Genomic DNA, 23,341 nt, shown 5'->3' with positions numbered 1-23,341 from the left:
CGGAATTAATCTGCGCGCACAGGCGGTTCTCATCGATTAAGAGCTGACCAACCGAAAAGAGCCGACGATGCGCAGCCGCGACCCCGTTGCCACGACATTCCCCCGGACGTTGCGCTGGCTTGGTGCGGTCTTCGTTTCCATAATGGCGTTGCTCGGGCCGCAGGCGACAGGGTTGGCGGCGGCCGCCGAGGACTCGTCATGCTCGGACGTCGAGGTGGTGTTCGCCCGAGGAACCTTCGAAGCTCCCGGGGTCGGAGCGACCGGACAGGCGTTCGTCGACGCCCTCAGCGCCCGCCTGGGCGGCAAGACCGTCGAGGTTTACGGGGTCGACTACCCCGCGTCGCTGGACTTTCAGGCAGCAGCCAACGGGATCGCGGACGCGGACAACAAGGTCGAGGCGATAGCCGCCAACTGTGCGAACACCCAGATCGTGCTCGGCGGCTACTCACAGGGCGCGGCGGTGGCCGGTTACACCACCACCGACACCGTGCCCGCCGGAATCGTCCTGCCCGCCGGAATCGCCGGCACGCTGCCGCCCGCGATCGCGTCTCACGTCGCCGCCGTGGTCTTGTTCGGCACTCCGTCGGACTGGTTCCTGAATCTGGTTGCCCACGACGCCCCGCCCATCACCATCGGTCATCTCTACACGGCCAAGACCATCGAGCTGTGCAACCCCGGCGACCCGATCTGCTTCCCGGGCGGTGGTGATCGGGCCGCCCACAGCGCCTACAAAACCAACGGAATGGCCGACCAGGCAGCCGATTTCGCGGCCCACGCGTTGACCACGCGCCTCTGAGAGACCAAGCTGACATCGATCACTTGATCAGTTCGCGCGGCCAAGACGTCGCGCACGGTGCTGCCCGCAATCGCCGACAGCGTGCCAGCAGGGCGGCGGCGAACCAGCTCGCTCCGTTGTCGACCGCCAACGCCGCGCCGGCGGTCGCGAAGAACCCCATGCCGCTGCCCGGACACCGCGAACACCGCAATCCCGGCGAAGTTGAGAATCATCTGCAACACGGTCGAACCGTAACGCCGCCTCAGAAGCCGCATGCCCCGTTGGCAGGGCGCGCTGGAAATGATCACTGATCCCGCTGTTTCAAACCCGCGCCGGGCAGGCAATACTGCCTGCAATACGATCCACAAGTCACAGGTTGCGAGGGGTTGAATGTCTCAGTCGGCAGAGTCCGGAGTCGAGGACCAGGCCAACGAGCCGACTGAGATCACCTTCGATGAACACCTTCATCCCGCACGGCCGCGTTCGCTGCGATTCCGGCCCCGGGTACGCACACCGTTCGCCCGCCGCTCCCTCACCCAGGACGGGACACCCACAGGAGACAATCCGGCCTATGTGTCATGGCTGCTGAGCCAGTCGATGTTGGCCGACGCCAACGAGATCAGCCAGCAATTCTCCGGGCAGGGCTCGATGTGGCAGAACCCCTACGCCACGCCCAGTCCGCGTGGCGCCGTCGAGACCGCTTCGGTGTGGTTCACCGCTTATCCCCTGTCACTGATCACCCGGCCCGACGAGTCGTTCCTCAAAGCGATGGCTGACGAGAACATGTGGAAGGCCTTCGCCGAGGTCGGTATCGAAGCCGTCCACACCGGACCGGTGAAACGGGCGGGCGGGCTTTCCGGATGGGAACAGACCCCCAGCGTGGACGGCCACTTCGACCGCATCAGCACACAGATCGACCCGGCATTCGGAACCGAGGACGACTTCCGCAGCATGTGTGGAACGGCAGGTTGGTACGGCGGGACGATCATCGACGACATCGTGCCGGGACACACGGGTAAGGGCGCGGACTTCCGGCTGGCCGAAATGAAGTACGCGGACTACCCCGGCATCTATCACATGGTCGAGGTCGATCCTCGTGACTGGGAGAACCTGCCAGACGTTCCGTCCGGCGTCGATTCGGTGAACATCGACGCAGCAACGGAAGAGTGGCTCGACAGGGCGGGTTACATCATCGGCCGACTGCAGCGGGTCATCTTCTACGCCGAAGGGGTCAAAGAGACCAACTGGAGCGTTACGCGGCCTGTCGTCGGCGTCGACGGGGTCGAGCGTCGATGGGTGTACCTGCACTACTTCAAGGACGGACAACCGTCGATCAACTGGCTGGACCCTTCCTTCGCCGGGATGCGCCTCGTCATCGGCGACGCCCTGCATTCGCTGGCGGATCTGGGCACCGGCGGTCTTCGCTTGGACGCCAACGGCTTTCTTGGAGCAGAGAAAACCGCCGCCGAGAACAGTACCGCGTGGTCGGAGGGTCATCCCCTGTCGGAGGCGGCCAACCACCTGGTTGCCAGCATGGTGCGCAAGGTGGGCGGCTTCACTTTTCAGGAGCTGAACCTCACGATCGATGACATCCGCGAAATCGGACAAGCCGGCGCGGACCTGTCCTATGACTTCATCAATCGACCGGCCTATCACCACGCCCTGGCGACGGCGGACACGGAGTTTTTGAGGCTGACTCTGCGCACCACGCTGGAGCTGGGAGTTGACCCGGCCTCTCTGGTGCACGCACTGCAGAACCACGATGAGCTGACCTACGAACTCGTGCACTGGTCGACGGGTCACCGCGACGACATGTACACCTACAAGGGAGAGGAAATCACCGGAGGGCATCTTGGTGAGACGATCCGCTCGGATCTGACGCAGAAGCTCACCGGCGAAAATGCACCGTACAACTTGGTTTTCACCACCAATGGGATCGCATGCACCACGGCGACGGTGATCGCGGCAACGCTCGGTATCGATGACCTCGACACAGTCGAAGACGTTGACCGCGTCCGAAAAGCCCACCTCCTGTTGGCGATGTTCAACGCGCTACAGCCCGGTGTATTCGCCTTATCGGGATGGGACATCTGCGGGATGCTGACGTTGAACCCGTCGGACGTGACGGAACTCTTGCGCGGCGGCGACACGCGATGGATTCACCGCGCGGCACACGACCTGATGGGCGTCAACCCGTCAGCGACTCAATCGATGGCTGGAATACCGCGCGGCAGAAGTCTTTACGGCGCGATACCTGACCAGCTCTCCGATGACACGAGTTTTCTCAGGCAGCTGCAGGCCATCCTGAAGGTGCGCTCGCACTACGGGATCGCTACCAGCCGCCAGATCGATATACCCGAGGTGTCGCACCGCGCCATGCTGGTTCTCGTCCACCAGTTGGCCGACGAACGGCAGTACCAGCTCACGGTGTTGAACTTCGCCGGCGAGGAAGTCAGTGGAACGGTGCGCTCGGAGAAGTTGCCTGCGGGCAGCACCGTCTCGGATATGTTTACCGGAAAAGCCCTTGCCACCGTGGACGATCTGCACAGCTTCTCGGTGGACTTGCCTGCATACCACGGCATGTCGCTTCTGGTCGAGGCCCCGGTCGAGGCTGACGAGAACCACCGCCAATCGGGGTCAGCGTCGACATCGGTCGCACAGACCTGAAGTGCGTGGATCTCAGGTGGTCAGCGGATCGGTTAGCCCTATCCTCGGACCCATGAGCGGATCAGAAGCCTTCGAGGAGATAGTTGCGGCACTCAACTATCCGATGTTCGTGGTGACCACCAAAAGAACCGACCACGATGAAGCCCTCGCAGGCTGTCTGGTTGGCTTCGCCAGTCAAACCAGCATTCACCCTCCTCGGTTCCTCGTGGGCCTTTCTAGGCGAAACCACACCTTCCGCACAGCGCAACATTCCACGCATCTGGCCGTACATGTGCTGTCCCGCAAACATTTGGCGCTCGCGCAACTTTTCGGAGGTGAGACAGGCGACGAAGTCGACAAGTTCGCCCGGTGCGCTTGGGAGGCTGGCCCTATGGGCTTGCCGATACTGACTGACGCCTCGGCATGGTTCGTCGGCCGCATCCTCGAGCGGTACGACCTGGGCGACCACGTTGGCCATCTGCTGGAACCCATAAATGGCAGTGCGTCAGGTATGTCTGGTGATTGGGTTTCATTCGCCGACGTACGCGACCTTGAACCAGGGCACGAAGCATGACGGACCTCACGAGCATTGAGGATCCCTGTGATCTGGCAGGGCTCTATGCCGACGCACCCCACGGTGTGCGCGCGAACATGATCTTCAGCGCCGACGGCGCTGCGGCGTTCCAGGGCCGCGCCGGCACACTCTCTTGCCCCGCCGACCAAAACCTCCTCCGCGACCTGCGTGCTTTCGCCGACGTCGTCTTGGTCGGAGCGGGCACCGCGCGCGCCGAACAGTACGGCCCGGCACGTTTCACTGCGGCTCAGGAAGCGCTGCGTGGAGCAGATCGCGGGTTCGCGCCGCCACCGATCGCGGTCGTCAGCCAGACCGGACATCTCCCGCCGACGTTGTTCGTCGAAGCCGCATCGACCCCGATCCTCGTGACCAGCGCCAGCGCTGCGCGAACCCATTCTCTGAACAGTGACCCCCGCTGGAGACTTCTGGTGGCGGGCGAGGACACCGTCGATGTCGACGTGGCGATAAAGCAGCTTCGTGGCCTCGGCATGCAGCGGATCCTGTGCGAGGGCGGCCCTACTCTTCTCGATCAACTCATCGACGCGGATGTCGTTGATGAAATCTGCGTCACCATCGCGCCGCTGCTCGCCGGCAGTCAACCCGTCGGCCATCGCACACCTAGCCGACAATCTGTCCCGGCTTCCATGGAACTCCGCCACGCGCTGCTATGTGACTCGTACGTCTTCCTCAGGTACAGGCGCGCGAGCGAGGTGTAGCTGACCGCACACTCCGAGAACGAAGCGACCTGATTTGCTGGATCTCAGAGGTCGGGATCAGCGGCAACCTGTCGACATACCGATCCTCACGGTTGAGTGCCGGTCCGCCCGCCGTCGTTGTCGCAAAGGCTCCTGATCTCACGCTCCCAAGCGGCGTCGTGAAGGCGGTCCAGCCACCATCGCACGACAGCGACCAGCGCAGCCGCCGCGGCGACCACACCCAACCAGATCATCACAGCGGTGAAGACGGCGTCGAACGCTGCTCGCGATGGCCTGGGCGGTGGGTTGACTCGCCGCCCCTGGCTGTCCACCCAAATCTCGATCAGGTTGCCGGCCGCGACCGCACGGTCCCAGCTGAAGGTGCCGGTGTGCTCGACGCCTTTCGCATGCCAGTGAGCGTGCACCGTGGTGGTGATGATGGCGTATTGCGGCGCGCGCGCTGTCTGCCCGGTCGAGGTCACAATTGCGGTGGCTCGATACCGCTTCTGTGCCGCTTCGGCGTACACCCGGCTGCGCGCATCGTGAACTGCTGTGCCGACGGCGCCGGCGGCGGGCGCGGCGATGAGCGCGACCGTGACCGCGAGGGCGACCGCCATCGCTTCGACCCGGTCGCTGATGCGCACGAGTGGGCTACTCCCCAAGGCCCGGACTGTCCGCCATCGCGCTGGAGCGAGGGTGAATATCTCCATTACCAGTCCTCGAACATCGGTGACACTTCCCGAAACGAAACATCTGCCGTCGCTTGGGGTTTCCGCGGGCACCAGAGCCAAACGGCCCGAAGTCAGAATGGTTCTGGCGATACAAATGCCCCTTATCGTTTTCGGCCCCGCGGGTTCAGCGATCTGCTCGAGCGAGCGGCGACGCCGGCGCATTGCCTTCGCCGGCCGCCCTTGCATACACGTGCAAGGGCCTCAAGGGTCACGTCTTGGAGCCGAAGTATTCGTGAATTTGTCGGATTGCCATAGATCCTTCGCCGACGGCGGACGCCACCCGCTTGACCGAGCCGCTACGCACGTCGCCCGCTGCGAACACACCCGGTCGGCTGGTCTCCAGGATCATCGGCTGCCGTTTCGTTCGTTCCTGATTGCCGTGGGTGTCCGAGTAGAGTGCGGCCGAGCCGGTCGACACGTAGCCGTGATCGTCGAGCTCGATAGCACCAGCGAGCCAGGAGGTGTTTGGGTCGGCGCCGATGAAGACGAACAGAGCGCGGGTCTCGATCGTATGACGCTCGCCGGTCCGTTTGTCCTCGGCCACGACCGCCGTGAGTGCATCGTCTCCGTGCACCTCCCGGACCTCGGTACACAACCGCACGGTCACCCGCGGGTGCTGGTGGATCTGGTCGACGAGATATCTCGACATGTCCTTGTTCAGGTCGTCGCCGCGAATCATCACATAGACCCGAAAAACCCGCGCGGCGAGGAAGATCGCCGCCTGCCCCGCGGAGTTACCACCTCCGACGATGACGACGGGCCCCGTGCCGCACATCAACGCCTCTTGAAAGGTGGCGGCGTAATACACGCCGTTGCCCTCAAACGATTCGATTCCCGGGACGGCGAGCTTGCGATACCGCGCTCCCGTGGCAAGCACGACGGCACGGGCGACCACCGACGCTTGATCGGCGAGTCGGAGCAGATGGTGTCCGCTGTCGGATTCCAGTCCGATGGCCTCCGCGGAGACGATGATCCGCGCGCCGAACTTCCCGGCCTGCAGACCGGCTCGTTCTGCTAAGTCGGCACCCGAGATCCCGCCCGGGAATCCGAGGTAGTTCTCGATTCTCGATGACGTCCCGGCCTGTCCGCCGATCGCCATCCGCTCCATGGCCGCGGTGATCAGACCGTCCGAGGAGCCATACACCGCCGCTGCGAGTCCGGCCGGACCGGCCCCCACCACAACGACGTCGGATTCGTCGGGCACCTTGTCGGGTACCGGCAGCCCGACCCGGCGGGCCAGCTCGGTGTTGGTCGGGTTGCGCAGCACCTCACCGGCCCAGATCACCACCGGGGTGTCTTGGGGCGACACCCCGAACCGCTGCAGCAGCCGCTCGGCATACTTGTCACGCTCGAGGTCAATCCATCTGTGTGGTAACCGATTTCGCGACGCGAATTCTCGCAGCCGCATGGTATCGGGGTCAAAACAGGAGCCGATGATCCGAAATCCGGTTTCCTCCTGGATGAGAAGCGAGCGGCGTGACAGGTATGCGCGCAAGATGAGGTCACTGAGCGCCGGATCGTGGGCGACCAGGGCCCGCACCTGCTCGGTGGGTACCACGAGTACTTCGCCGGGTTCCACCACCTCGGCGGTGTAGAACGCGGGTTGACCTTCGAGATCGCCCAGCTCCCCCAGGAACCGCCCTGGGCCGTGTACCCGGATCACGCGCCGATTGCCCGCGTCGTCGGTTGTGGTGACGGCGACCTTGCCGGACAGAATGACGAAGAAGTCATGGGAACGCTCACCCTCGCGGACCAGCGTTTCGCCTGTGTCGATGGGCCGCCGAGCCCCACCGGCCTCGAGGGTGGCGATCTGGTCGTCGGCCAGTCGCGGGTACGCGCCGCCTATGTCGGCGGTTTCCACCAGATGACTCGAGGCGCGCTGGTCGGTGCTGACCTCAGACATAGTCTTCGTGGACGTAACACCAACGCCATGTCGGCCCCGGCTCCATGTTCTGCACGATCGGGTGGCCCACGGTGTGCGCGTGCGCCCGGGCATGCCGCATCGGTGAGGAGTCGCAGCAGCCGACGTGCCCGCACGTCAGACACAGCCGCAGGTGCACCCACGGTGTGCCGAGCCGCAGGCATTCCTCACAGCCGTCCGAGCGTGGGCTCACTTCGCGGATCGCCGCGACGTGTGGGTCGACAGTCGCTGATGTCATGACCGTGCCTCCTTCGCGTTGCTGGCTGACAGTGCCTGATCCAGCCACTTACGCAGTGCGGCAACGGGAGCGGCGCCGGACTGACGTCCAAGGACTTCGTGGTTGTTGAGCACCAGAAGTGTCGGTACCGCCTGGATTGCGAACTGCTGCGCGATCGCGGGCGCCTTGTCCACATCCACCTTTACGAGTTTCAGCTGGCCTGCACGTTCGGTGGCGAGTTGTTCAAGTGCCGGGCTCACCATCCGGCAGGGTCCGCACCAGGTGGCCCACACATCGACGAGCACCGGTACCGAGGAGGTCTCGACGACCTCGGCGAAGTCCTCGTCGCCGGCCGCGGCGATCCAGGGCAACCACTGGTGACAGTTGGCGCACCGCGGCTTCCCCGTGCCCGCCGCGGGCACCCGGTTGCGTTTTCCGCAGTGCGGGCATGTCACGATTTCTGATTCCATGGCGCCTCCTCCGTCACGCCGCCAGGGCCGGTTCCGAATAGCCCACGGCGAGTTCGCCATTTTCCAGGGTGACGCGGATCTTGCCACCGGCCGCAATGTCGCCGCGTAGCAACGCCCGGCCGATCTTGGTCTCCACCTCGTGGGCGATGTAGCGACGCAGCGGCCGCGCCCCGTACACCGGATCGTAGCCGCGTTCGGCGATCATCCGGCGAGCCTCCGGGCTGATTTCGAGCTCGATTTGCCTTTCCGCCAACCGATCCTTCAGCTCGGCCAACTGCAGCTCTACGATCCGCTCGATCTGCGGCATCGATAGCGGAGTGAACAAAACGATGTCGTCGACGCGGTTGAGGAACTCAGGCCGGAAGTGTCCGCGCAACTCGGCCATCACGCGGTCGCGCGCGTCGGGCTTGATCTCTCCGTCCGCGGTGACGCCGTCGAGCAGGTGGTGCGATCCGATGTTGGAGGTCATGATGATTACCGTGTTGCGGAAGTCGACCTGACGTCCCTGTGAATCGGTGAGCCGGCCGTCGTCGAGCACCTGCAGCAGGGTGTTGAACACATCGGTGTGCGCCTTTTCGATCTCGTCGAGCAGCACCACCGAGTAGGGCTTGCGACGCACTGCTTCAGTGAGTTGACCGCCCTCCTCATAGCCGACGTATCCCGGTGGCGCGCCGACCAACCGGCTCACCGTGTGCCGCTCCTGGTACTCGCTCATGTCAAGCCGGACCATGTTGTCCTCGCTGTCGAACAACGCGGCAGCCAGCGTCTTTGCCAGCTCCGTCTTACCGACGCCGGTGGGTCCCAGGAAGATGAACGAGCCGATCGGGCGGCGCGGGTCCCGGATGCCGGAGCGGGCCCGAATCACCGAATCGGCGACCAACTGGACCGCCTCGTCCTGGCCGATCACTCGCTCGTGCAGTATCTCGTCGAGCCGCAGCAGCTTTTCCCGTTCGCCCTCCTGCAACCGTGCGACCGGTATGCCGGTCCATGCGGCCACGATTTCGGCGATCTCGTCCTCGGTGACGACCTCGCGGAGCAGCGGCTTGTCGCCCTGCTTGGACTTCAGCTGCTCCTCGGCGGCCCGCAATTTGCGTTCCAGTTCGGTGATCTGGCCGTAGCGCAACTCGGCGGCCCGGTTCAGGTCGTAGTTGCGCTCGGCTTCTTCGGCCTCGTGCCGCACCTGCTCGAGTTGTCCGCGCAGTTCCTGTACCCGCTTGATCGCCTGCCGTTCGGCATCCCACTGCGCGTGCCGGGCGTCGGCTTCTGCCCGCAGGTCGGCCAGTTCCTTGCGTAGCTGCTCGAGGCGCAACTTGCTGGCCGGGTCGGTTTCTTTGGCCAGCGAGACCTCCTCAATCTCGAGCCGGGTGACCCGCCGGGTGATCTCGTCCAATTCCGCTGGCAAGGAGTCGATTTCGGTGCGCAGCCGTGCACACGCCTCGTCCACCAGGTCGATCGCCTTGTCGGGCAGGAAGCGGTCGGTGATATAGCGATGGGACAACGCGGCCGCCGCCACCAGGGCGGCATCCTGAATTTTCACGCCGTGGAACACCTCGAGGCGTTCGCGCAGGCCGCGCAGGATCGAAATGGTGTCCTCGACGTCAGGTTCGTCGACCAGTACGGTCTGAAACCGGCGCTCCAACGCGGCGTCCTTTTCAATGTTCTTACGGTATTCGTCGAGTGTGGTGGCACCGATCATGTGCAGTTCACCGCGGGCAAGCATCGGTTTGAGCATGTTGCTGGCGTCCAGCGACCCCTCCGTAGCCCCGGCGCCGACCACGGTATGCAATTCGTCGACGAACAGTAATATTCGGCCTTCGGCCGCCTTCACCTCCGACAGCACCGCCTGCAGCCGTTCCTCGAACTCACCCCGATACTTCGCACCTGCGACCAGCGAACCCATGTCGAGGGAGAAAATCGTCTTGTCCCGCAGTCCTTCCGGGACATCGCCGCGCACGATCCGCTGGGCCAGCCCCTCCACGATCGCTGTCTTGCCGACTCCGGGGTCGCCGATGAGCACCGGATTGTTTTTAGTCTTGCGGCTGAGGATCTGGATCACCCTGCGGATCTCGGCGTCTCGGCCGATCACCGGGTCCAGCTTGCCGGCGCGGCCTTCGGCGACCAGATCGCGGCCGTATTTTTCCAGCGCCTCGTACGCCCCCTCCGGCGACGCTGACGTAACCCGCTGGTTGCCGCGGACCTTGGTCAGAGCGCCGAGAAACGATTCCCGGGTGACGCCATGGGAGGCCAGAATCCGTCCGGCGGCACTCGCTGAACCCTCTTCGGCGAGGGCGATGACAAGGTGCTCCACCGACACGTATTCGTCCTTGAGCCGCTTGGCTTCCCGCTCGGCGGCCTCCAGCAGGTTCGCCAGACGCCTGGTGACAGAGACCTGGCCTGGCGCGGCGCCCGGGCCGCTCACCTTCGGGCGCCGGTTCAGCTCGCGTTCCAGGTCCGCGCGCAACGCCGCGGTGTCGGTGTCCGTCTGCTCAAGCAGCCGCGGTACGAGACCCTCGGGCTGGTCGATCAGCGCCATCAACAAATGTTCGCCGTCGACCTCGTTGTGACCCATCCGGGTCGCGATGCTCTGCGCTTCGGCCAACGCCTCCTGTGACTTCTGCGTCAGCTTGTTGATGTCCACCGTGGTGTCCTCCTTCGGTGAGAAGCGGATTCCAGCTCTTCGATTCGGTCCAGCAGGTCGAGCACCAGCCCGATCGCCGCGTAGTTCAGTCCCAGACCGGTCCTCAACCGCTGGATGCGGGCGACTGTCACCACCGCGGACGGTTCGAACCAGAGATCGCCGTGGGCATCCGGCCGGGAAGCGACGAGACCGAGCGCCACCAGCCGGCGCACCATGTCGGGATGCAACCCACAACGTGTCGCGAAGACGTCGAGCTGCATTCCGGCCCGCCGCGACAGGACATAGCGTGGTGCGGTCATCGTCCCCTCCTGGGGTCGAACGTGGACTCCGCTGCCAGTTGCTCGAACAGCTCACGTTCGCGCGCAGTGGGTTTCGGTGGCACCATCACCTTGATTTCTGCGTAGAGGTCGCCTGGCGCACCGCGCGGGTTGGGCATGCCTTCGCCCCGCAGCCGCAACCGACGGCCGGTTGAGGAACCCTTCGGCACCTTGACTTTCGCCTCGCCGCCGGGGGTTCGGATAGCGACGGTGGTGCCCAGCACCGCCTCCCACGGCGACACCGGCAGATCGACTGTGACGTCGCGTCCGGCAAGCCGGAATCGGGGGTGCGGCTTGATCCGCACCACCAGGTAGAGATCTCCGGCCGGTCCATTGCCGCTCCCCCGGCCGCCCTCTCCGGCCAGCCGTATCCGCTGACCGTCGATGACGCCGGGGGGAATGTTGACGTCGTAGCTGCGGCCGTCCAGTGAGACCTGCCGTTTGCCGCCCCGGTAGGCCTCCTCGACGGTCAGCTCGAGCACCGCTTCCTGATCGGCGCCCGGAATCGGCCCGAATCCGCCACTGCCGCCGAACATGTCGCCGAAAAGGTCTTCGATGTTGATGCCGCCGGCGCCCCCGCCGAAGCCCTGGCCGTAGCGCACCCGGCCGCCGGCAGGCCGACCACCACGGGAGCCACCTGCACCGGCGCCGACCCGCTCTTCCCAGTCCTCGGGAACCTGTCGGAAGTCTTCGCCGAATCGGTCGTAGCGCTTGCGGGTTTCGGGGTCCGACAGCACGTGGTAGGCCTCGTTGATTTCCTTGAATCGGTCTTCGGCCGCCGGATCCTTGTTGACGTCGGGGTGATACTTGCGGGCCAGTGTGCGGAACGCCTGCTGGATCTGATCGGCGGTCGCGTCCCTCGACACCCCGAGCACTTCGTAGTAATCGCGGGCCACGAAGGGTCACTCTCCGCGTCGGCTGACCACCACGGCCGCCGGCCGCAGTTGTGTGGCACCTTCGCCGTAGCCCGGTCGAAGCACTTCGACAACCGTCCCCGGCGCGCTGTCCGGCTGATCCACCACACCGACCACCTCGTGACGCGCCGGGTCGAAGGGCACCCCTGCCTCGGCATCGCGGCGATAGCCGAGTTGCTCCAGAAGCTGTTGCGCTTGTCCGAGAATGGTCCGCACACCCTCGACGACCGCGTCGGACTGGTCGCCGGCATGACTGATTGCCCGCTCCAGGTTGTCCACGATCGGCAGCCACGCGCTGGCCACGCCGAATCGTTCCGTTGCTCGTTCGCGGTCCAGTTCGCGGGCATACCGCTTGCGCAGATTGTCCAGATCGGCGACGGCGCGCCGCCAGCGGTCCTCGAGCTTGGCCAGCTCCTTGTCCGAATCAGGTTGGGAGACAGCCGTTTCTGGCGGGTCTTCGCCTACGCGACTGTCGCCCTCGTCGGTCTTGGAATGCTCTGCGGGGCTGACCATGCGGCTCAGCCCCGATCGAACTCTGCGTCGACCACGTCGTCGTCACCCACTGTTGAGCCCTGCCCGTCGCCCGTCGGTTGCCCGTTGCCGCCACCGGACGGCGTGGGTTGCAACCCGTAAAGCACTTGCTGCAGTTCGGACGTCAGGGCCTGCAGCCGGTCCATCGGCGCGTCTTCCTCGATCGCTCGGCGCGCGTCGGCGACCAGCATCTCGGCACGTGCCCGCTCGTGTGGCGCCGCAGAGTCGCCCAGTTCGGTAAGCCGCCGCTCCACTTGGTATGCCGCCGAGTCGAGCGCGTTGCGCGCCTCGACGGCCTGGCGCAGTTGCTCGTCTTCGCGGCGGTTTGCCTCGGCCTCGGCGAGCATCCGCTCCACCTCGCTCTTATCGAGGTTGGATTGCTCGCTGATGGTGATGCCCTGCTCGGCGCCGGTGTCCTTGTCGCGCGCTGTGACATGCAGGATGCCGTTGGCATCGATGTCGAAGGTGACCTCGATCTGCGGTTCACCCCTTGGCGCCGGGCGGATGTTCTCCAGCTTGAATCGACCGAGTACCCGGTTGTCCTTGGCCAGCTCCCGCTCACCCTGCAGCACAACGATATCCACGGCCGGCTGGTTATCGGCCGCGGTGGTGAACACCTCGCTGCGCCGTACCGGGATGGTGGTGTTGCGCTCGATGATCTTGGTCATCAGCCCGCCGGCGGTCTCCACACCCAGCGACAACGGTGTGACGTCCAGCAGCAAGACGTCGGAGACCTCGCCCTTGAGCACACCGGCCTGGATCGCGGCACCGAGCGCGACGACCTCGTCGGGGTTCACGCTCATGTTGGGGTCCTTGCCGCCGGTGAGCCGGCGCACCAAGGCCTGGACTGCGGGGATCCGGGTAGAACCGCCCACCAGGATGACCTCGTCGATGTCGTTGGCCGTCACTTTGGCGTCGCTCATGGCCTGCTTGACCGGGCCCATGGTGCGCTCCACCAGATCATGCGTGAGTTCCTCGAACTTCGACCGATTGATGGTCATGGTGAGATGCTTGGGACCGTTGGCGTCGGCGGTGATAAACGGCAGATTGACCTGGGTCTGCGCCACCGACGACAGTTCGACCTTGGCCTTCTCGGCCGCCTCGAACAGCCGCTGCAGCGCCTGTGGATCTTTCCGTAAATCGATGTTGTTCTCACGCTGGAACTCATCGGCGAGGTAGTCGACGAGCCGGCGGTCGAAGTCATCGCCACCCAGATGCGAATCACCCGCCGTGGCGCGGACCTCGACCACCCCATCACCCACGTCGAGCAGGCTGACGTCGAACGTGCCGCCGCCCAGGTCGAAGACGAGCACCGTCTCGTGCCCCTTCTTGTCCAGCCCGTAGGCCAGTGCCGCGGCCGTAGGCTCGTTGATGATGCGCAGTACGTCGAGGCCGGCGATCCGGCCGGCATCCTTGGTGGCGTTGCGTTGGGCGTCGTTGAAATAGGCCGGGACGGTGATCACCGCTTCCTTGACCCGCTCACCGAGGAACTTGCCGGCGTCGTCGACGAGTTTGCGCAAGATCAGCGCGCTGATCTCCTCAGGCGAATACTGCTTGCCGCGTATTTCGAAACGTGCCTCGCCGTTGGGACCGGGAACGACGTCGAAGCTGACCGCCTTGGCTTCATCTGATACCTCGTCGAAGCGGCGGCCGATGAATCGCTTTGCCGAATAGATGGTGCCCTTCGGGTTCATGATCGACTGGCGCCTGGCCAGTTGCCCGACCAGGCGCTCGCCGCTTTCCGTGAACGCAACCACAGAGGGCGTGGTGCGCGCCCCCTCGGCGTTCGGGATCACGACCGGTTCCCCGCCCTGCCACGCGGCGATTACCGAGTTGGTTGTGCCGAGATCGATTCCTACTGCTGTGGCCATGACCTATTCCCTTCTGTCGGTGGCCCCGCCGAGCAGTCGAATGGCACGGTCGGCCACCGCCACGTCGGCGAGGACGTCGTAGTACTTGGGCCGCAGTCCGCTTGCCGAGTAGAAGTCCCGGCGGCCGCGTTGCAGGGCGTGGGCGACCAGTCCGACTAGGGCGCCCACGACGGCGCCGAAGATCAATCCATAGCCGGCCAGCACCAGGGCGGAGACCAATGGTTGGATCCAATTGAACAGCCCGAAGATCCACCCGATCAGCAGGCCGACAAGGGCGCCCGACCCGGCGCCACGCAGGGCGGCGCCACCGTAGTTCAGCCGGCCAAGGATTTGTTCGTGGTACTCCATGTCCCGGCCGACTATGGCCAGCCTGTCTACCTCGAATTGCCGATCGGACAGGTAGTCGACCACCCGTTCGGCGTCGGCGTAGTTATCGAAGGTGGCGATGACCTGGCGGGGCGGCTCGTTCGGCCGGACCGCCGAGGTTTCCACCGTTGAATGCGCAGCCATCACTGCACCGCCGCATCCGCGGTTTGTGGCGTCCTTGTTTCGGGTTGAATGGCCTGCTGACCCTGGTTGGGTTCGGCGATCTCAACCTTGCGGGGCTTGCTCTCCTGCGACACCGGAATGGTCAACGTCAGCACGCCTAGATCACATACAGCGGTCATCTTGTTCGGATCGAGGTTGTCACCGAGAAACAGTTGGCGACGGAACTCGCCCTGCGGCCGCTCATCAACGATCAGCTCATCGCCCTCCTGTCGAATCGGGCGGCGGCGTCCGGTGATCTCGACGACGTTGCGCTCGACCGTTACATCGATATCGCCACGCTGCATGCCCGGTGCATCAAGGGCGACAATGAATTGGTCACCGCGACGGAACGCCTCCATGGGAAGAGCGCGCGTCGTACTGCGGGCGCCAGCCAGGGCCTGGTCGGCCAGCCGGTCGAGTTCGCGAAACGGATCGAATCGCATCAAAGCCATGGGATCTCCTTCAGTTTCCAGGGTTGCTGTACCGGAAAGCTCCGGCAGCCGATCGCCCGTAAGCACGGCCCGCCAGTGCCTCCGAACAACAAGTCTGGCAAGTCAATTCGGCGAGCGCGTGCTCCCAACGAGCCGGAAATTTGGATCGCGATTGGACCTGTCAGCACGAATGGACGCACTCCCTGGACGGACCGTTCCAAAGCTCCCGTCCCCGCCGGGGTGACCCACGACGGCGCGGGCCACGTCGCACCCTCGTCCCGACGACGGGATCACGCGTGCCGCCCGGTCATTTACGCAGCGTGACATGCGGACTTTGGCCGTAGGTTTGGCGGTAGAAGACCGCGAACCGACTGGTGTGCATGAATCCCCAACGGGTCGAGATCGCGGTGACGGTGTCGTGTCTGCGGTCGGAGGCCAGCAATTCAGCGTGGGCATGGTGCAATCGGATTCGGCGAAGGTACTGCAACGGGGTCATGTCCAGGTGACGGCGAAACATGTACTGCACCGCACGCGGGGTGAGACAGACAGCTTCGGCAATGTCGCCCAATCCAATGTCTTCGATGACATTGGTCTCGATGAACTCGATGGCGCGGCGCAGCAGCACGGGCTGGTGATCGTTGCGATCATGCGGCGTAGGACCGGGCGTTGCCGTATTGGGAAAGGTGGAGAGGGTGACGCCGGCCAGTAAGCGGCCGACGATGCCCAGGACCAGTGGACTCGCGAGGGTGTCGTCGTTCAGCACAACGTCCTTCACATATCTGACCGTGTCTCGCCACCTTTTGGCGGCCGCGGCATCGACCGGTGTGAAACTGGTGAACCGGATCGGCAAGGGTCCCTGGCCGATCGGCATACCGGCGGCTACACCGGCGACCAACGACGGATCCAACAACAGAACAATTGAATGCAGACCTTCGGCGTGCGTGAAATGGGGCAGGTCCGGCTGCGCCGCCATCGTCACCTCGCCGGCCGTGGCACCGGCGGCCATACCATTGCAGTGGCCCGCCAACGAACCGTCGACCACCGCCGCGGCGACCACCTTGTTGAGCGGGTCCGACAATGCCTTCACGACACCGGGCAGGTGGATATGGTCGAGCGCAAATGAACCGACGTCGGCGCGCGCGTGTGTCATCAACGGACTGCCGTGACGCGGAACAGCGGGTATTCGTGAAAGGCGCATCCTGGCGCCGTAGGCGCTCGTCAAGAATCCGGGCAGCTCAGCGGGATCGGACACTGCGACACACGAACGCTCGGGCCGATGGAGCTGCTTTGGGCCGGCGATCGTCATTGCATGACCTCACGAGGTGGCGCGGTCGTGGGCAGCAGTCCAGGCCGGGAATCGAGTTGACGTTCCACCTCGCCACCCGAGGCCCGGGCGTGACGGCCGATAGGGGCTTCTTGTCGCGCGCTTTGCACCAAGTGCGGATGGCGCAGCCCGAAGCCGGCCGCTCCGAAACCGTCCGGGGCAGCTCGGTGAAGGTGTGCCGCGGCGGTTGGCAGCCGGACGCCTACTCCAGCGAATTGCCTTAGCCCCCTGGGTCATCGACAGTCACCGAGTCGCCATAGCGCCGACGCGACAGGCACTGCGGCCGGTGTGCGGCCGGCCCGCCGTGCGCGCTCTTCAGCTATCAAGATGTACCCCCGACCATCGCCAACAACCACCACACCCCGGCGGTGTCTGCTGGTGTAACCACTGTGCCAATCGGACCAGGGTCAGCGCGTCGGCCCCACGGTTGCAAAGCATGGCCACAGAACAGACCCACGGGGCCCAACGTCCCCGCGTTCGTTGGGGCCTCGGAAAATCACCGTGGCTGCGACGTACCCGCCCTGGGGAAGTCTGACGGCAGCTGACTGAGCACATCATCGAACTCGCCGGGTGTGACTGCGTCACGCAGCGTAGCGAATACCGCGACTACCGCCACCTCGGCCACGTCAACATCGGTGCCGGCGCGTTCGGCGGTCCGTTCGACGAATTCTTCGAAACTGAATGCCTCGGCATTCTCCTGGGCGCCAGTCAGCGCGGTCTTCAGGGGGCCGGGTAACTGGGCTGCCAGATCTTGCGCCTCACCGCCGGTGATTCGTTCCGCGAGAGTGGCCAACGTGGCGCGGGTCAGTTTCTCCGCATCCTCCTCTGACAGATCAGCGTACTCTGCCACACGGGCGATGAACTCTTCATATTTCATGTCGATTCCTTCCGATGTGGGCTGCTGCCATCGTGCTCGATTCGCATCCGCCATGCCTCCATCTGGCCGAGCTGAATTCACGGGCGAAAATCGACCTGTTAGGTGAAGTCGTCCCCCGATACCCAGCGCCGCACGCCGCCGGACAAGACGTTTGGAGAAACTGCGGCTTGTCCGTTATCCACATGCCCGCAACGACATTGGCGACCGACCGACTATCACCGAGCCGGCTTCCGCGATCGGCGCGGGTAGGTTGCGGGTCATCGACGATTTCGGTGCCACTGAATCGGACCTGTTGAATCACAGAAGCGTTGCGCCCATTCACTGATTTGGACGCAATCAGGTGCCGCGCACTCGGATCGATTCATGCGTCGTCCGATGGTGGGACGACCTCGAACAGTTCCGTCAAGTCGGCGGCCGCGAGGGCGTCCCCTGTTGGACGCCCCTCAACGCCGACGAGGCAGAGTGAAATGTCTGATTCCCCCGCCAGCGTCGCTGCCGATACGAGTGCATCGACGCCGTTGGCATTGATGTCGGTGACAGCCGACAGGTCGAGTACCAAGGGCGAAGGGACTCGCGCCAGCTCTTCTTCCACGATCCGAATCATCTGCGTCGTTGCATCGCGGATCAGCTCGCCCATGACGCGCACAACGCATTTGCCGGACGGGAACCGTTGCACATCGACGCGGACGCATTCGGACTGCCGCGCACCTCTGTCGCTGTCCCTCACTTCACCTCCAGGCACCCAAGATGTTGCATCGAGTGAAAGTGGCGGTCAGCAATGCGATATCTGTGAAGCGCTCTCAACGTTGTTCGCTTCCTCGACCCCTACCGATGTCGTTGTGATGACGATCGATGTTTCTCAGTCGGCTCGCGAGCACGCGGACGCTATTGCGTGCTCACGCCGGGGCTCTGTCGTGGTGCCAGTCGAAGACAAGGCCATGACGAAAGAGCGGCAGCCGGCGAATTGGTGGTGTGCGCCCCCTGGCGTCTTTCGAGTCACGGTCGGCGACCGGGCTGGTGATCTTGTGCCGGGATATCTGCGCCGGAGGCTGTCCGAAGTTGGTTTGTCACCAGCCGAAATTCACCAGGGAGGCCGGTGACTTGCAGGTCACCGTCCTCGTCCACTGTGATGCCGAACCGCTTGCCGGCCAGTGGAATGTTCTCCACTCGAAGCGGGAGCCATCGGGCGGGCAGCGCGGGGGCAAGATGCACCTCCCCATGCGGGACGTTCGGGTTCAGCTGAAGCAGGCTACGAAGGACCAGCCGCGACGCCGCGGCGGCCCACGCCTGCGGTGAACATGAGGTTGGGTAGGGAACGGGGCTGGGAAAGTCGGTTCGGTCGAACCCGCAAAACAGCTCGGGTAGCCGGCCTCCGAAATGCTGGGATGCCTCTATCAACCCGATCGAGATCCGTTGCGCCTCTGCGAGGTAACCGTAGCGCGCCAACCCCGCCACGTTGATGGCCGTGTCATGCGGCCACACCGAGCCGTTGTGGTAGCTCATCGGGTTATAGGCGGTCATATCGGTGGCCAACGTGCGGACCCCAAATCCGGAGCACAGCGCCGGCCCGGCCAGATGAGCCGCTACGGGCGCCGCCTTGTCCGCGTCGACGATTCCCGTCCAAAGGCAGTGGCCCATATTGGAGGTGATGGCATCCGCCTGCTGTTTCGAGCCATCCAGCGCCAACGCGAATGCTTGGCGTTCGGGCATCCAGAACGCGAGGTTGAATTCCGCCTTGAGTCGTGCCGCCTTGCTCCGCCATTGTCGGGCTGTGGTGGCATCGCCGTCGGCCTCGGCCAAACTGGCGCGCGCCCGGTAGGCGCCATACACGTATGCCTGTACCTCGCACAGCGCGATCGGCGGGGCGGCCAGATGTCCATCGGCGTGTGTGACGCCGTCGAAGGAGTCTTTCCAGCCCTGGTTGACCAACCCACGGTCGGTGTGCCGGCGGTATTCGACGAAGCCGTCCCCGTCGGCATCGCCATATTGCCCGATCCACTTCAAGGCCCGGTCCGCCGCAGCGACAAGCGCCGGACGGTCGGTGTCGGGTAGTCCGCCCCAGCGGTCGAGTTCGCCGAGCAGCATGACGAACAGTGGGGTGGCGTCGGCGGTGCCGTAGTAGGTGGTGCCGCCGCCTAGCGCCAACGCAGCTTCTCGGCCGAGTCGGACTTCGTGCAGTATCCGGCCGGGTTCCTCTTCGGTCAGGGGATCCACGCGGACGCCCTGTAGCCGGGCCAAGGTGCGCAGCGTGCACAGCGCCAGACGAGGATCCAAGGCGAGCGTCATCCATCCGGTCAACAGCGAATCGCGTCCGAACAACGCCATGAACCACGGAGCCCCTGCGGCCACGACGGGGCAGTCCGGATGGCACGGGTCTTCAATCTGGAGGGCTCCGAGGTCGCGGGCGCCTGCTTCGATTGACCTCGCTAACCCGTTGTCGGGCGTGCTGATTCGGGGGTTCGACAGTCGCCACGCCTGTAATCGGCGCGCGGGCGCGCTGGTCTCGATCGGTTCGCCGCAAATGTGTCGCGGCCGGAGCCGTCGACCACCGATGGTTGCTTCGACGGCGAAGCAGGTCGACCACTGCGACCGGGCGGGCACCACCGTGCGGAAGGTGAATCTGCCGGCTGTGACCATCGGCTCCCCTGTCGCGGTGATCACGGCGCAACTAGTGTCGTCTTCGCCGGGGCGCGTGAATGTCAGTGACGCCGCCCCGATGTCGACCCCCACCCCGTGCGGCACGTGCGCGCGTCCCTCTTTCACCGCGAAGAGGTCGGCGAAGTCCACGTCAGCGGCGACTGTCACGGTCACACCGACCGGTTCTGCACCGTGGTTGCGCAGCACCACGTCCTCGCGCATGCCGTCCCCGACAAACCGGCTGCGCAGCACCAGCATTGTGCTGTCGGCGACCCATTCGCCAGGTGAAGTTCGACCGACGAACGTCGCGTGGAAGGGCTCGCCAGGGTCCTCGACAATGGACAAATTTTCCACCGGGTGTCCGTCCACGGCGAGCCGCCAGCACGAAAGCATCCGCGTGTCGGCGACGAACAGGCCGTGGGGCCGGTCACGGTGGACGTCGCCGGCCATCGCCGAGATGCAGAAGGTGGACCCCTCGAGGAGAGTGACCGTGCCGGTTTCGGCTATCACGGGCGGGCCGGAGCCGGACGCCCAGGCGCCGACTGCACACTCCTCGCCATCTATAAACGTCACTGCGCCAACATGTCACGGTAGAGCGCGACGTGGTCGGCGACCATGCGCGCGCTGGAGAACCGTTCGATCACCGCGGCCCGGCAGGCCGCCCGGTTCAGATCAGGGACCTGGTGAATGGCCTCGACGAGCGAAGCGGACTCCGAGCACAGGAAGCCTGTCCGGCCGTCGTCGACTATCTCCGGCGCGGCACCGTTGGGGCAGCCGATCACGGGCGTCCCGCACGCCAGCGCCTCGATCATGACGAGGCCGAACGGCTCGGCCCACTGAATCGGATTGAGCAGCGCCGACGCGCCGGCCAGCAGTGCCACCTTGATTTCGCCGGTAACCTCGCCCACGAAGTGCACCCCGTCGTCGAGCAGCGGCTCGATCTCTTCAGCGAAGTATCGCTGCTCGGCGGCCTCGCGCGCCTTGGCCGCAATGACCAAACGGCGGCCGGCCGCTCGCGCTGCCGACACTGCCTCTCGAACCCCCTTATCCGGTGTCATCCGCCCCAGAAACAGCAGATAGCCGCCGTCACCGCGGCCCAGCGGGTACTGATCAGGGTCGACGCCATGGTGGATGACGCGGTCGACGGCAATTTCGGGTGCGCTGGCGGCCTGGCTCCGCGATATTGCCACCACCGGCAGCCGCTTGCCGTAGCGGCGGTAGATGGCCCGCAGTTCGCCGTCGAACGGACCGTGGCATGTCGTGACGACGCGGTCGTAGCCACAGGCCAATGCCCACGCCGGCCCGAGCGTTGTGTGATCGTGCACGACATCGCAGCCAGCGAGCGCCTCGTAACCGTGCATGACATGTGGAAGTTCCACGACACCCTCGCCGACGCGATCCCAGGCGCCCGTGGCTAGCCCACAGACGATGGGCACCGGTGCGGTGCTGTCGCCGGTGGCGTAGAGCACGACGTCATGTCCCGCCGCCACCAGGCCGCGTGCAATTTCATTTACCACCGACTCCGTGCCGCCGTAGGCCGGTGGCGGAACCGAAAACCACGGAGGCGCCAATAGTCCGACGCTTAGAGTTCGAGGTCTCATCGACCAATCGTCAGAAACGAGGGGTGCCCACCGCACCGGCCCGACGGAGCAGAAAACACCGACGATGGTAGTCCCGCCGAAACTAGTCTCGTGACCCCCTGTGGTACTTCACGTTTCGCTTCGCAGCGGATGAAACGAACGGTGAGGTCACCGGTCGCGATCGTGCGGGGACTCAGCCGTTGCTCCGTGAGTAGATGGCTGCCGCAATCGGAATGGCAATGAGCGCTCCGAGCGTCCCCGCCGCGTCGGAGTGTCCTGGCCCGCCGGGCGATGATGCGGCCGGCGGTGCAGAGACAACGCCTCTCTCCGGCCGAATACTGATCGGAGAATCGGCCTGGAGAGGGAGCGAAAGTGCCCGGGGCGCTCAGCGTGAGCCGTCGCCCGACTCGGTCACCTGGATATTGCTCGGCTTGCCGCTTTGCGCTTTGGGCACATGAACCCTCAGCACCCCGTAAGCCAACGAAGCTTCCACGTCGTCTGCCCGAAGGTCACCCGGCAGCGTGACACGGAACTCGAACTCGCCACGGCGCCGGGTACGGCGGCGAAACAGGCCCTCGCGCTTGCGCTCTTTGAGCTCCCCGGTTACCACCAACTCATTGCCGTTGAGCCTGACGTCGACGTCTTCGCGGCGCACGCCGGGCAATTCGATCTCGATATCGTAGGCGGCATCAGTCTCAAAGATGTCGGCCGAAGGGATCCAGGTGCCATCACCTCCGGTACTGCCGATCACAGACTGCACAAGGCGGTCCATTTCCGCGTACAGATCCTCGAACCCACGAACGGGTCGCCAGTTGTCCGCCTGGCCGGCGGAACGTCGCACGGGCAGAGACATGTCAAATCCTCTCATCTGATGGTTGCGCCCCTAGATTGACCTATCGAAGCCGACCGGCGCTTCGCGCTGAGGAGATGAATCGGACCCCGTGAATTCACTCGCCCGGATCAACACCCGGCAGAGGAGAAACGCGGCCCACGGAGGCACCATCGAAACAGATCGGGTCAAAGTGACTGACCGCCTGAGTGTTTCACCGGTGCGGAGCTGGTAAGTCCGACCCGTGGTCCAGAATGTCGAATCGATTCGCCGATCGGGTCACCGCGAGCAGCCGCCGCACGGGGGCGGGGAGTTGAGACAACCGGATCGAGCCACCGGCGGCGGTGGCATGGCGGTCCAGCTCGTCAAGCGCCATCAGACCTGCTGTGCCGAAGAAATCGATGCCGGCAAGGTCGATGACGATGTCGCGCCCGGCCGTTGCTACGGGTCGCAGTCGATCGACAAGGCAATGCACTGTGTTCATGTCCAGTTCGCCGTTCAGGTAGGCGACAGCATGCTGCTCATCGATGTCCAGCGCGCATGTGAATATGTTCATCGTTTCGCTCCATTCACCGGGTCGGTTCATGCTGAGGGCACACTCTGCCAATCCGCACCCGATCGCTGCATCGACCCTCCAGGGCGAAAGAAGGTCAACCAGTCAGACCTTCGGGTACGGGCATGCGCGCGTCGGCGCGTGGCGGTGGTGTTGGTTTTTGTGGGTGGGTGGGGGTGGGGGTGGGTGGTTAATGTGTGGTTAGTCAACCGGATTGAGGAAGCGCCAGGCGCGGGTCGCGGCGTGCAGGTTGAACCGGGTATCGACCACGCTGAGGTCGCA

At 64.7% G+C, this 23,341-nt stretch carries 22 protein-coding genes and 1 pseudogene; 4 read left to right on the top strand and 19 right to left on the bottom strand.

The features are described 5' to 3' along the window. Positions 1 to 67 precede the first annotated feature (67 nt). The 4 genes from QOC76_RS08985 to QOC76_RS08970 all read left to right on the top strand — a co-directional run bounded on the left by QOC76_RS08985 (position 68) and on the right by QOC76_RS08970 (position 4,711). Positions 68 to 796: a cutinase family protein gene (locus QOC76_RS08985; protein ID WP_526356356.1), complete on the top strand. Its 729-nt coding sequence runs from the start codon at positions 68 to 70 to the stop codon at positions 794 to 796. A gap of 369 nt (positions 797 to 1,165) precedes the next feature. Then, a complete protein-coding gene (gene treS, locus QOC76_RS08980; RefSeq protein ID WP_526356354.1) occupies positions 1,166 to 3,442 on the top strand; it encodes a maltose alpha-D-glucosyltransferase in 2,277 nt (758 codons plus the stop codon). Between the two features lie 52 nt (positions 3,443 to 3,494). Next, on the top strand, positions 3,495 to 3,995 hold the full coding sequence (locus tag QOC76_RS08975; protein WP_526356352.1) for a flavin reductase family protein: 501 nt from the start codon (positions 3,495 to 3,497) through the stop codon (positions 3,993 to 3,995). After that, positions 3,992 to 4,711, top strand: coding sequence for a pyrimidine reductase family protein (locus QOC76_RS08970; protein WP_526356350.1), 720 nt, complete (start codon positions 3,992 to 3,994; stop codon positions 4,709 to 4,711). Before QOC76_RS08975 ends, QOC76_RS08970 begins: the two co-directional genes overlap by 4 nt. Positions 4,712 to 4,797: 86 nt before the next feature. Here QOC76_RS08970 and QOC76_RS08965 read toward each other — a convergent pair whose 3' ends face one another. The 19 genes and pseudogenes from QOC76_RS08965 to QOC76_RS08875 form a co-directional block, all read right to left on the bottom strand. Further along, on the bottom strand, positions 4,798 to 5,400 hold the full coding sequence (locus QOC76_RS08965; protein ID WP_526356348.1) for an Rv1733c family protein: 603 nt from the start codon (positions 5,398 to 5,400) through the stop codon (positions 4,798 to 4,800). A gap of 229 nt (positions 5,401 to 5,629) precedes the next feature. Further along, the gene (locus tag QOC76_RS08960; protein ID WP_526356346.1) at positions 5,630 to 7,324 is read right to left on the bottom strand and encodes an FAD-dependent oxidoreductase; all 1,695 of its coding nucleotides are present in this window, start codon (positions 7,322 to 7,324) and stop codon (positions 5,630 to 5,632) included. Then, positions 7,317 to 7,580: a UBP-type zinc finger domain-containing protein gene (locus tag QOC76_RS08955; RefSeq protein WP_526356344.1), complete on the bottom strand. Its 264-nt coding sequence runs from the start codon at positions 7,578 to 7,580 to the stop codon at positions 7,317 to 7,319. Before QOC76_RS08955 ends, QOC76_RS08960 begins: the two co-directional genes overlap by 8 nt. Further along, complete coding sequence (gene trxA / locus QOC76_RS08950; protein WP_526356342.1) at positions 7,577 to 8,029, bottom strand: thioredoxin; 453 nt, start codon at positions 8,027 to 8,029, stop codon at positions 7,577 to 7,579. Before trxA ends, QOC76_RS08955 begins: the two co-directional genes overlap by 4 nt. Before the next feature lie 13 nt (positions 8,030 to 8,042). After that, entirely contained in the window at positions 8,043 to 10,667 is a 2,625-nt protein-coding gene (gene clpB / locus QOC76_RS08945; protein WP_526356340.1) for an ATP-dependent chaperone ClpB, read from the bottom strand. Beyond that, entirely contained in the window at positions 10,649 to 10,966 is a 318-nt protein-coding gene (locus QOC76_RS08940) for a chaperone modulator CbpM (protein ID WP_526356338.1), read from the bottom strand. The genes clpB and QOC76_RS08940 overlap by 19 nt, the downstream gene beginning before the upstream one ends. Beyond that, complete coding sequence (locus QOC76_RS08935; RefSeq protein ID WP_526356336.1) at positions 10,963 to 11,880, bottom strand: DnaJ C-terminal domain-containing protein; 918 nt, start codon at positions 11,878 to 11,880, stop codon at positions 10,963 to 10,965. The genes QOC76_RS08940 and QOC76_RS08935 overlap by 4 nt, the downstream gene beginning before the upstream one ends. Before the next feature lie 6 nt (positions 11,881 to 11,886). Beyond that, positions 11,887 to 12,411, bottom strand: a complete 525-nt coding sequence (locus tag QOC76_RS08930; protein ID WP_526356334.1) for a nucleotide exchange factor GrpE — start codon at positions 12,409 to 12,411, stop codon at positions 11,887 to 11,889. Positions 12,412 to 12,416: 5 nt separating this feature from the next. After that, the gene (gene dnaK, locus QOC76_RS08925; protein WP_526356332.1) at positions 12,417 to 14,300 is read right to left on the bottom strand and encodes a molecular chaperone DnaK; all 1,884 of its coding nucleotides are present in this window, start codon (positions 14,298 to 14,300) and stop codon (positions 12,417 to 12,419) included. Between the two features lie 3 nt (positions 14,301 to 14,303). Next, positions 14,304 to 14,810, bottom strand: a complete 507-nt coding sequence (locus QOC76_RS08920) for a general stress protein (protein WP_526356330.1) — start codon at positions 14,808 to 14,810, stop codon at positions 14,304 to 14,306. After that, entirely contained in the window at positions 14,810 to 15,280 is a 471-nt protein-coding gene (locus tag QOC76_RS08915) for an Hsp20/alpha crystallin family protein (protein WP_526356328.1), read from the bottom strand. Before QOC76_RS08915 ends, QOC76_RS08920 begins: the two co-directional genes overlap by 1 nt. A 286-nt stretch (positions 15,281 to 15,566) precedes the next feature. Continuing rightward, positions 15,567 to 16,511: a helix-turn-helix transcriptional regulator gene (locus QOC76_RS08910; RefSeq protein WP_526356326.1), complete on the bottom strand. Its 945-nt coding sequence runs from the start codon at positions 16,509 to 16,511 to the stop codon at positions 15,567 to 15,569. A gap of 50 nt (positions 16,512 to 16,561) precedes the next feature. Then, positions 16,562 to 16,845: pseudogene (locus tag QOC76_RS08905) on the bottom strand (hypothetical protein); the annotation flags it as partial. Between the two features lie 234 nt (positions 16,846 to 17,079). Next, positions 17,080 to 17,460 (bottom strand): DUF2267 domain-containing protein, encoded by a 381-nt coding sequence (locus QOC76_RS08900; protein ID WP_526356324.1) that lies wholly within the window; start codon positions 17,458 to 17,460, stop codon positions 17,080 to 17,082. Positions 17,461 to 17,821: 361 nt separating this feature from the next. Then, positions 17,822 to 18,136 (bottom strand): STAS domain-containing protein, encoded by a 315-nt coding sequence (locus QOC76_RS08895; RefSeq protein WP_526356436.1) that lies wholly within the window; start codon positions 18,134 to 18,136, stop codon positions 17,822 to 17,824. A 320-nt stretch (positions 18,137 to 18,456) separates the two neighbouring features. Beyond that, positions 18,457 to 20,670: a glucosylglycerate hydrolase family protein gene (locus QOC76_RS08890; RefSeq protein ID WP_526356322.1), complete on the bottom strand. Its 2,214-nt coding sequence runs from the start codon at positions 20,668 to 20,670 to the stop codon at positions 18,457 to 18,459. Beyond that, positions 20,667 to 21,698 carry a glycosyltransferase family 4 protein gene (locus QOC76_RS08885; RefSeq protein WP_526356320.1) on the bottom strand — a complete coding sequence of 344 codons (1,032 nt, stop codon included), beginning with the start codon at positions 21,696 to 21,698 and terminating at the stop codon, positions 20,667 to 20,669. The genes QOC76_RS08890 and QOC76_RS08885 overlap by 4 nt, the downstream gene beginning before the upstream one ends. Before the next feature lie 364 nt (positions 21,699 to 22,062). After that, a complete protein-coding gene (locus QOC76_RS08880; protein ID WP_526356318.1) occupies positions 22,063 to 22,530 on the bottom strand; it encodes an Hsp20/alpha crystallin family protein in 468 nt (155 codons plus the stop codon). Positions 22,531 to 22,720: 190 nt separating this feature from the next. Then, positions 22,721 to 22,990, bottom strand: a complete 270-nt coding sequence (locus QOC76_RS08875) for an STAS domain-containing protein (RefSeq protein ID WP_526356434.1) — start codon at positions 22,988 to 22,990, stop codon at positions 22,721 to 22,723. Between the last annotated feature and the right edge of the window lie 351 nt (positions 22,991 to 23,341).

The organism is Mycobacterium sp. (assembly GCF_032159565.1).
Taxonomy (GTDB): Bacteria; Actinomycetota; Actinomycetes; order Mycobacteriales; family Mycobacteriaceae; genus Mycobacterium.
This window is presented reverse-complemented; position numbering and strand designations above follow the sequence as displayed.

Excerpts from the sequence above, each read along its gene's own strand:
- QOC76_RS08955 (WP_526356344.1), bottom strand. The coding sequence starts at position 7,580 with ATGACATCAGCGACTGTCGACCCACACGTCGCGGCGATCCGCGAAGTG.
- QOC76_RS08960 (WP_526356346.1), bottom strand. The coding sequence starts at position 7,324 with ATGTCTGAGGTCAGCACCGACCAGCGCGCCTCGAGTCATCTGGTGGAA.
- QOC76_RS08915 (WP_526356328.1), bottom strand. The coding sequence starts at position 15,280 with ATGGCTTTGATGCGATTCGATCCGTTTCGCGAACTCGACCGGCTGGCC.
- QOC76_RS08875 (WP_526356434.1), bottom strand. The coding sequence starts at position 22,990 with ATGAACACAGTGCATTGCCTTGTCGATCGACTGCGACCCGTAGCAACG.
- QOC76_RS08975 (WP_526356352.1), top strand. The coding sequence starts at position 3,495 with ATGAGCGGATCAGAAGCCTTCGAGGAGATAGTTGCGGCACTCAACTAT.
- QOC76_RS08900 (WP_526356324.1), bottom strand. The coding sequence starts at position 17,460 with ATGAAATATGAAGAGTTCATCGCCCGTGTGGCAGAGTACGCTGATCTG.
- QOC76_RS08940 (WP_526356338.1), bottom strand. The coding sequence starts at position 10,966 with ATGACCGCACCACGCTATGTCCTGTCGCGGCGGGCCGGAATGCAGCTC.
- dnaK (WP_526356332.1), bottom strand. The coding sequence starts at position 14,300 with ATGGCCACAGCAGTAGGAATCGATCTCGGCACAACCAACTCGGTAATC.
- QOC76_RS08970 (WP_526356350.1), top strand. The coding sequence starts at position 3,992 with ATGACGGACCTCACGAGCATTGAGGATCCCTGTGATCTGGCAGGGCTC.
- QOC76_RS08965 (WP_526356348.1), bottom strand. The coding sequence starts at position 5,400 with ATGGAGATATTCACCCTCGCTCCAGCGCGATGGCGGACAGTCCGGGCC.
- trxA (WP_526356342.1), bottom strand. The coding sequence starts at position 8,029 with ATGGAATCAGAAATCGTGACATGCCCGCACTGCGGAAAACGCAACCGG.
- QOC76_RS08880 (WP_526356318.1), bottom strand. The coding sequence starts at position 22,530 with ATGTCTCTGCCCGTGCGACGTTCCGCCGGCCAGGCGGACAACTGGCGA.
- QOC76_RS08885 (WP_526356320.1), bottom strand. The coding sequence starts at position 21,698 with ATGAGACCTCGAACTCTAAGCGTCGGACTATTGGCGCCTCCGTGGTTT.
- treS (WP_526356354.1), top strand. The coding sequence starts at position 1,166 with ATGTCTCAGTCGGCAGAGTCCGGAGTCGAGGACCAGGCCAACGAGCCG.
- QOC76_RS08930 (WP_526356334.1), bottom strand. The coding sequence starts at position 12,411 with ATGGTCAGCCCCGCAGAGCATTCCAAGACCGACGAGGGCGACAGTCGC.
- QOC76_RS08920 (WP_526356330.1), bottom strand. The coding sequence starts at position 14,810 with ATGGCTGCGCATTCAACGGTGGAAACCTCGGCGGTCCGGCCGAACGAG.
- QOC76_RS08985 (WP_526356356.1), top strand. The coding sequence starts at position 68 with ATGCGCAGCCGCGACCCCGTTGCCACGACATTCCCCCGGACGTTGCGC.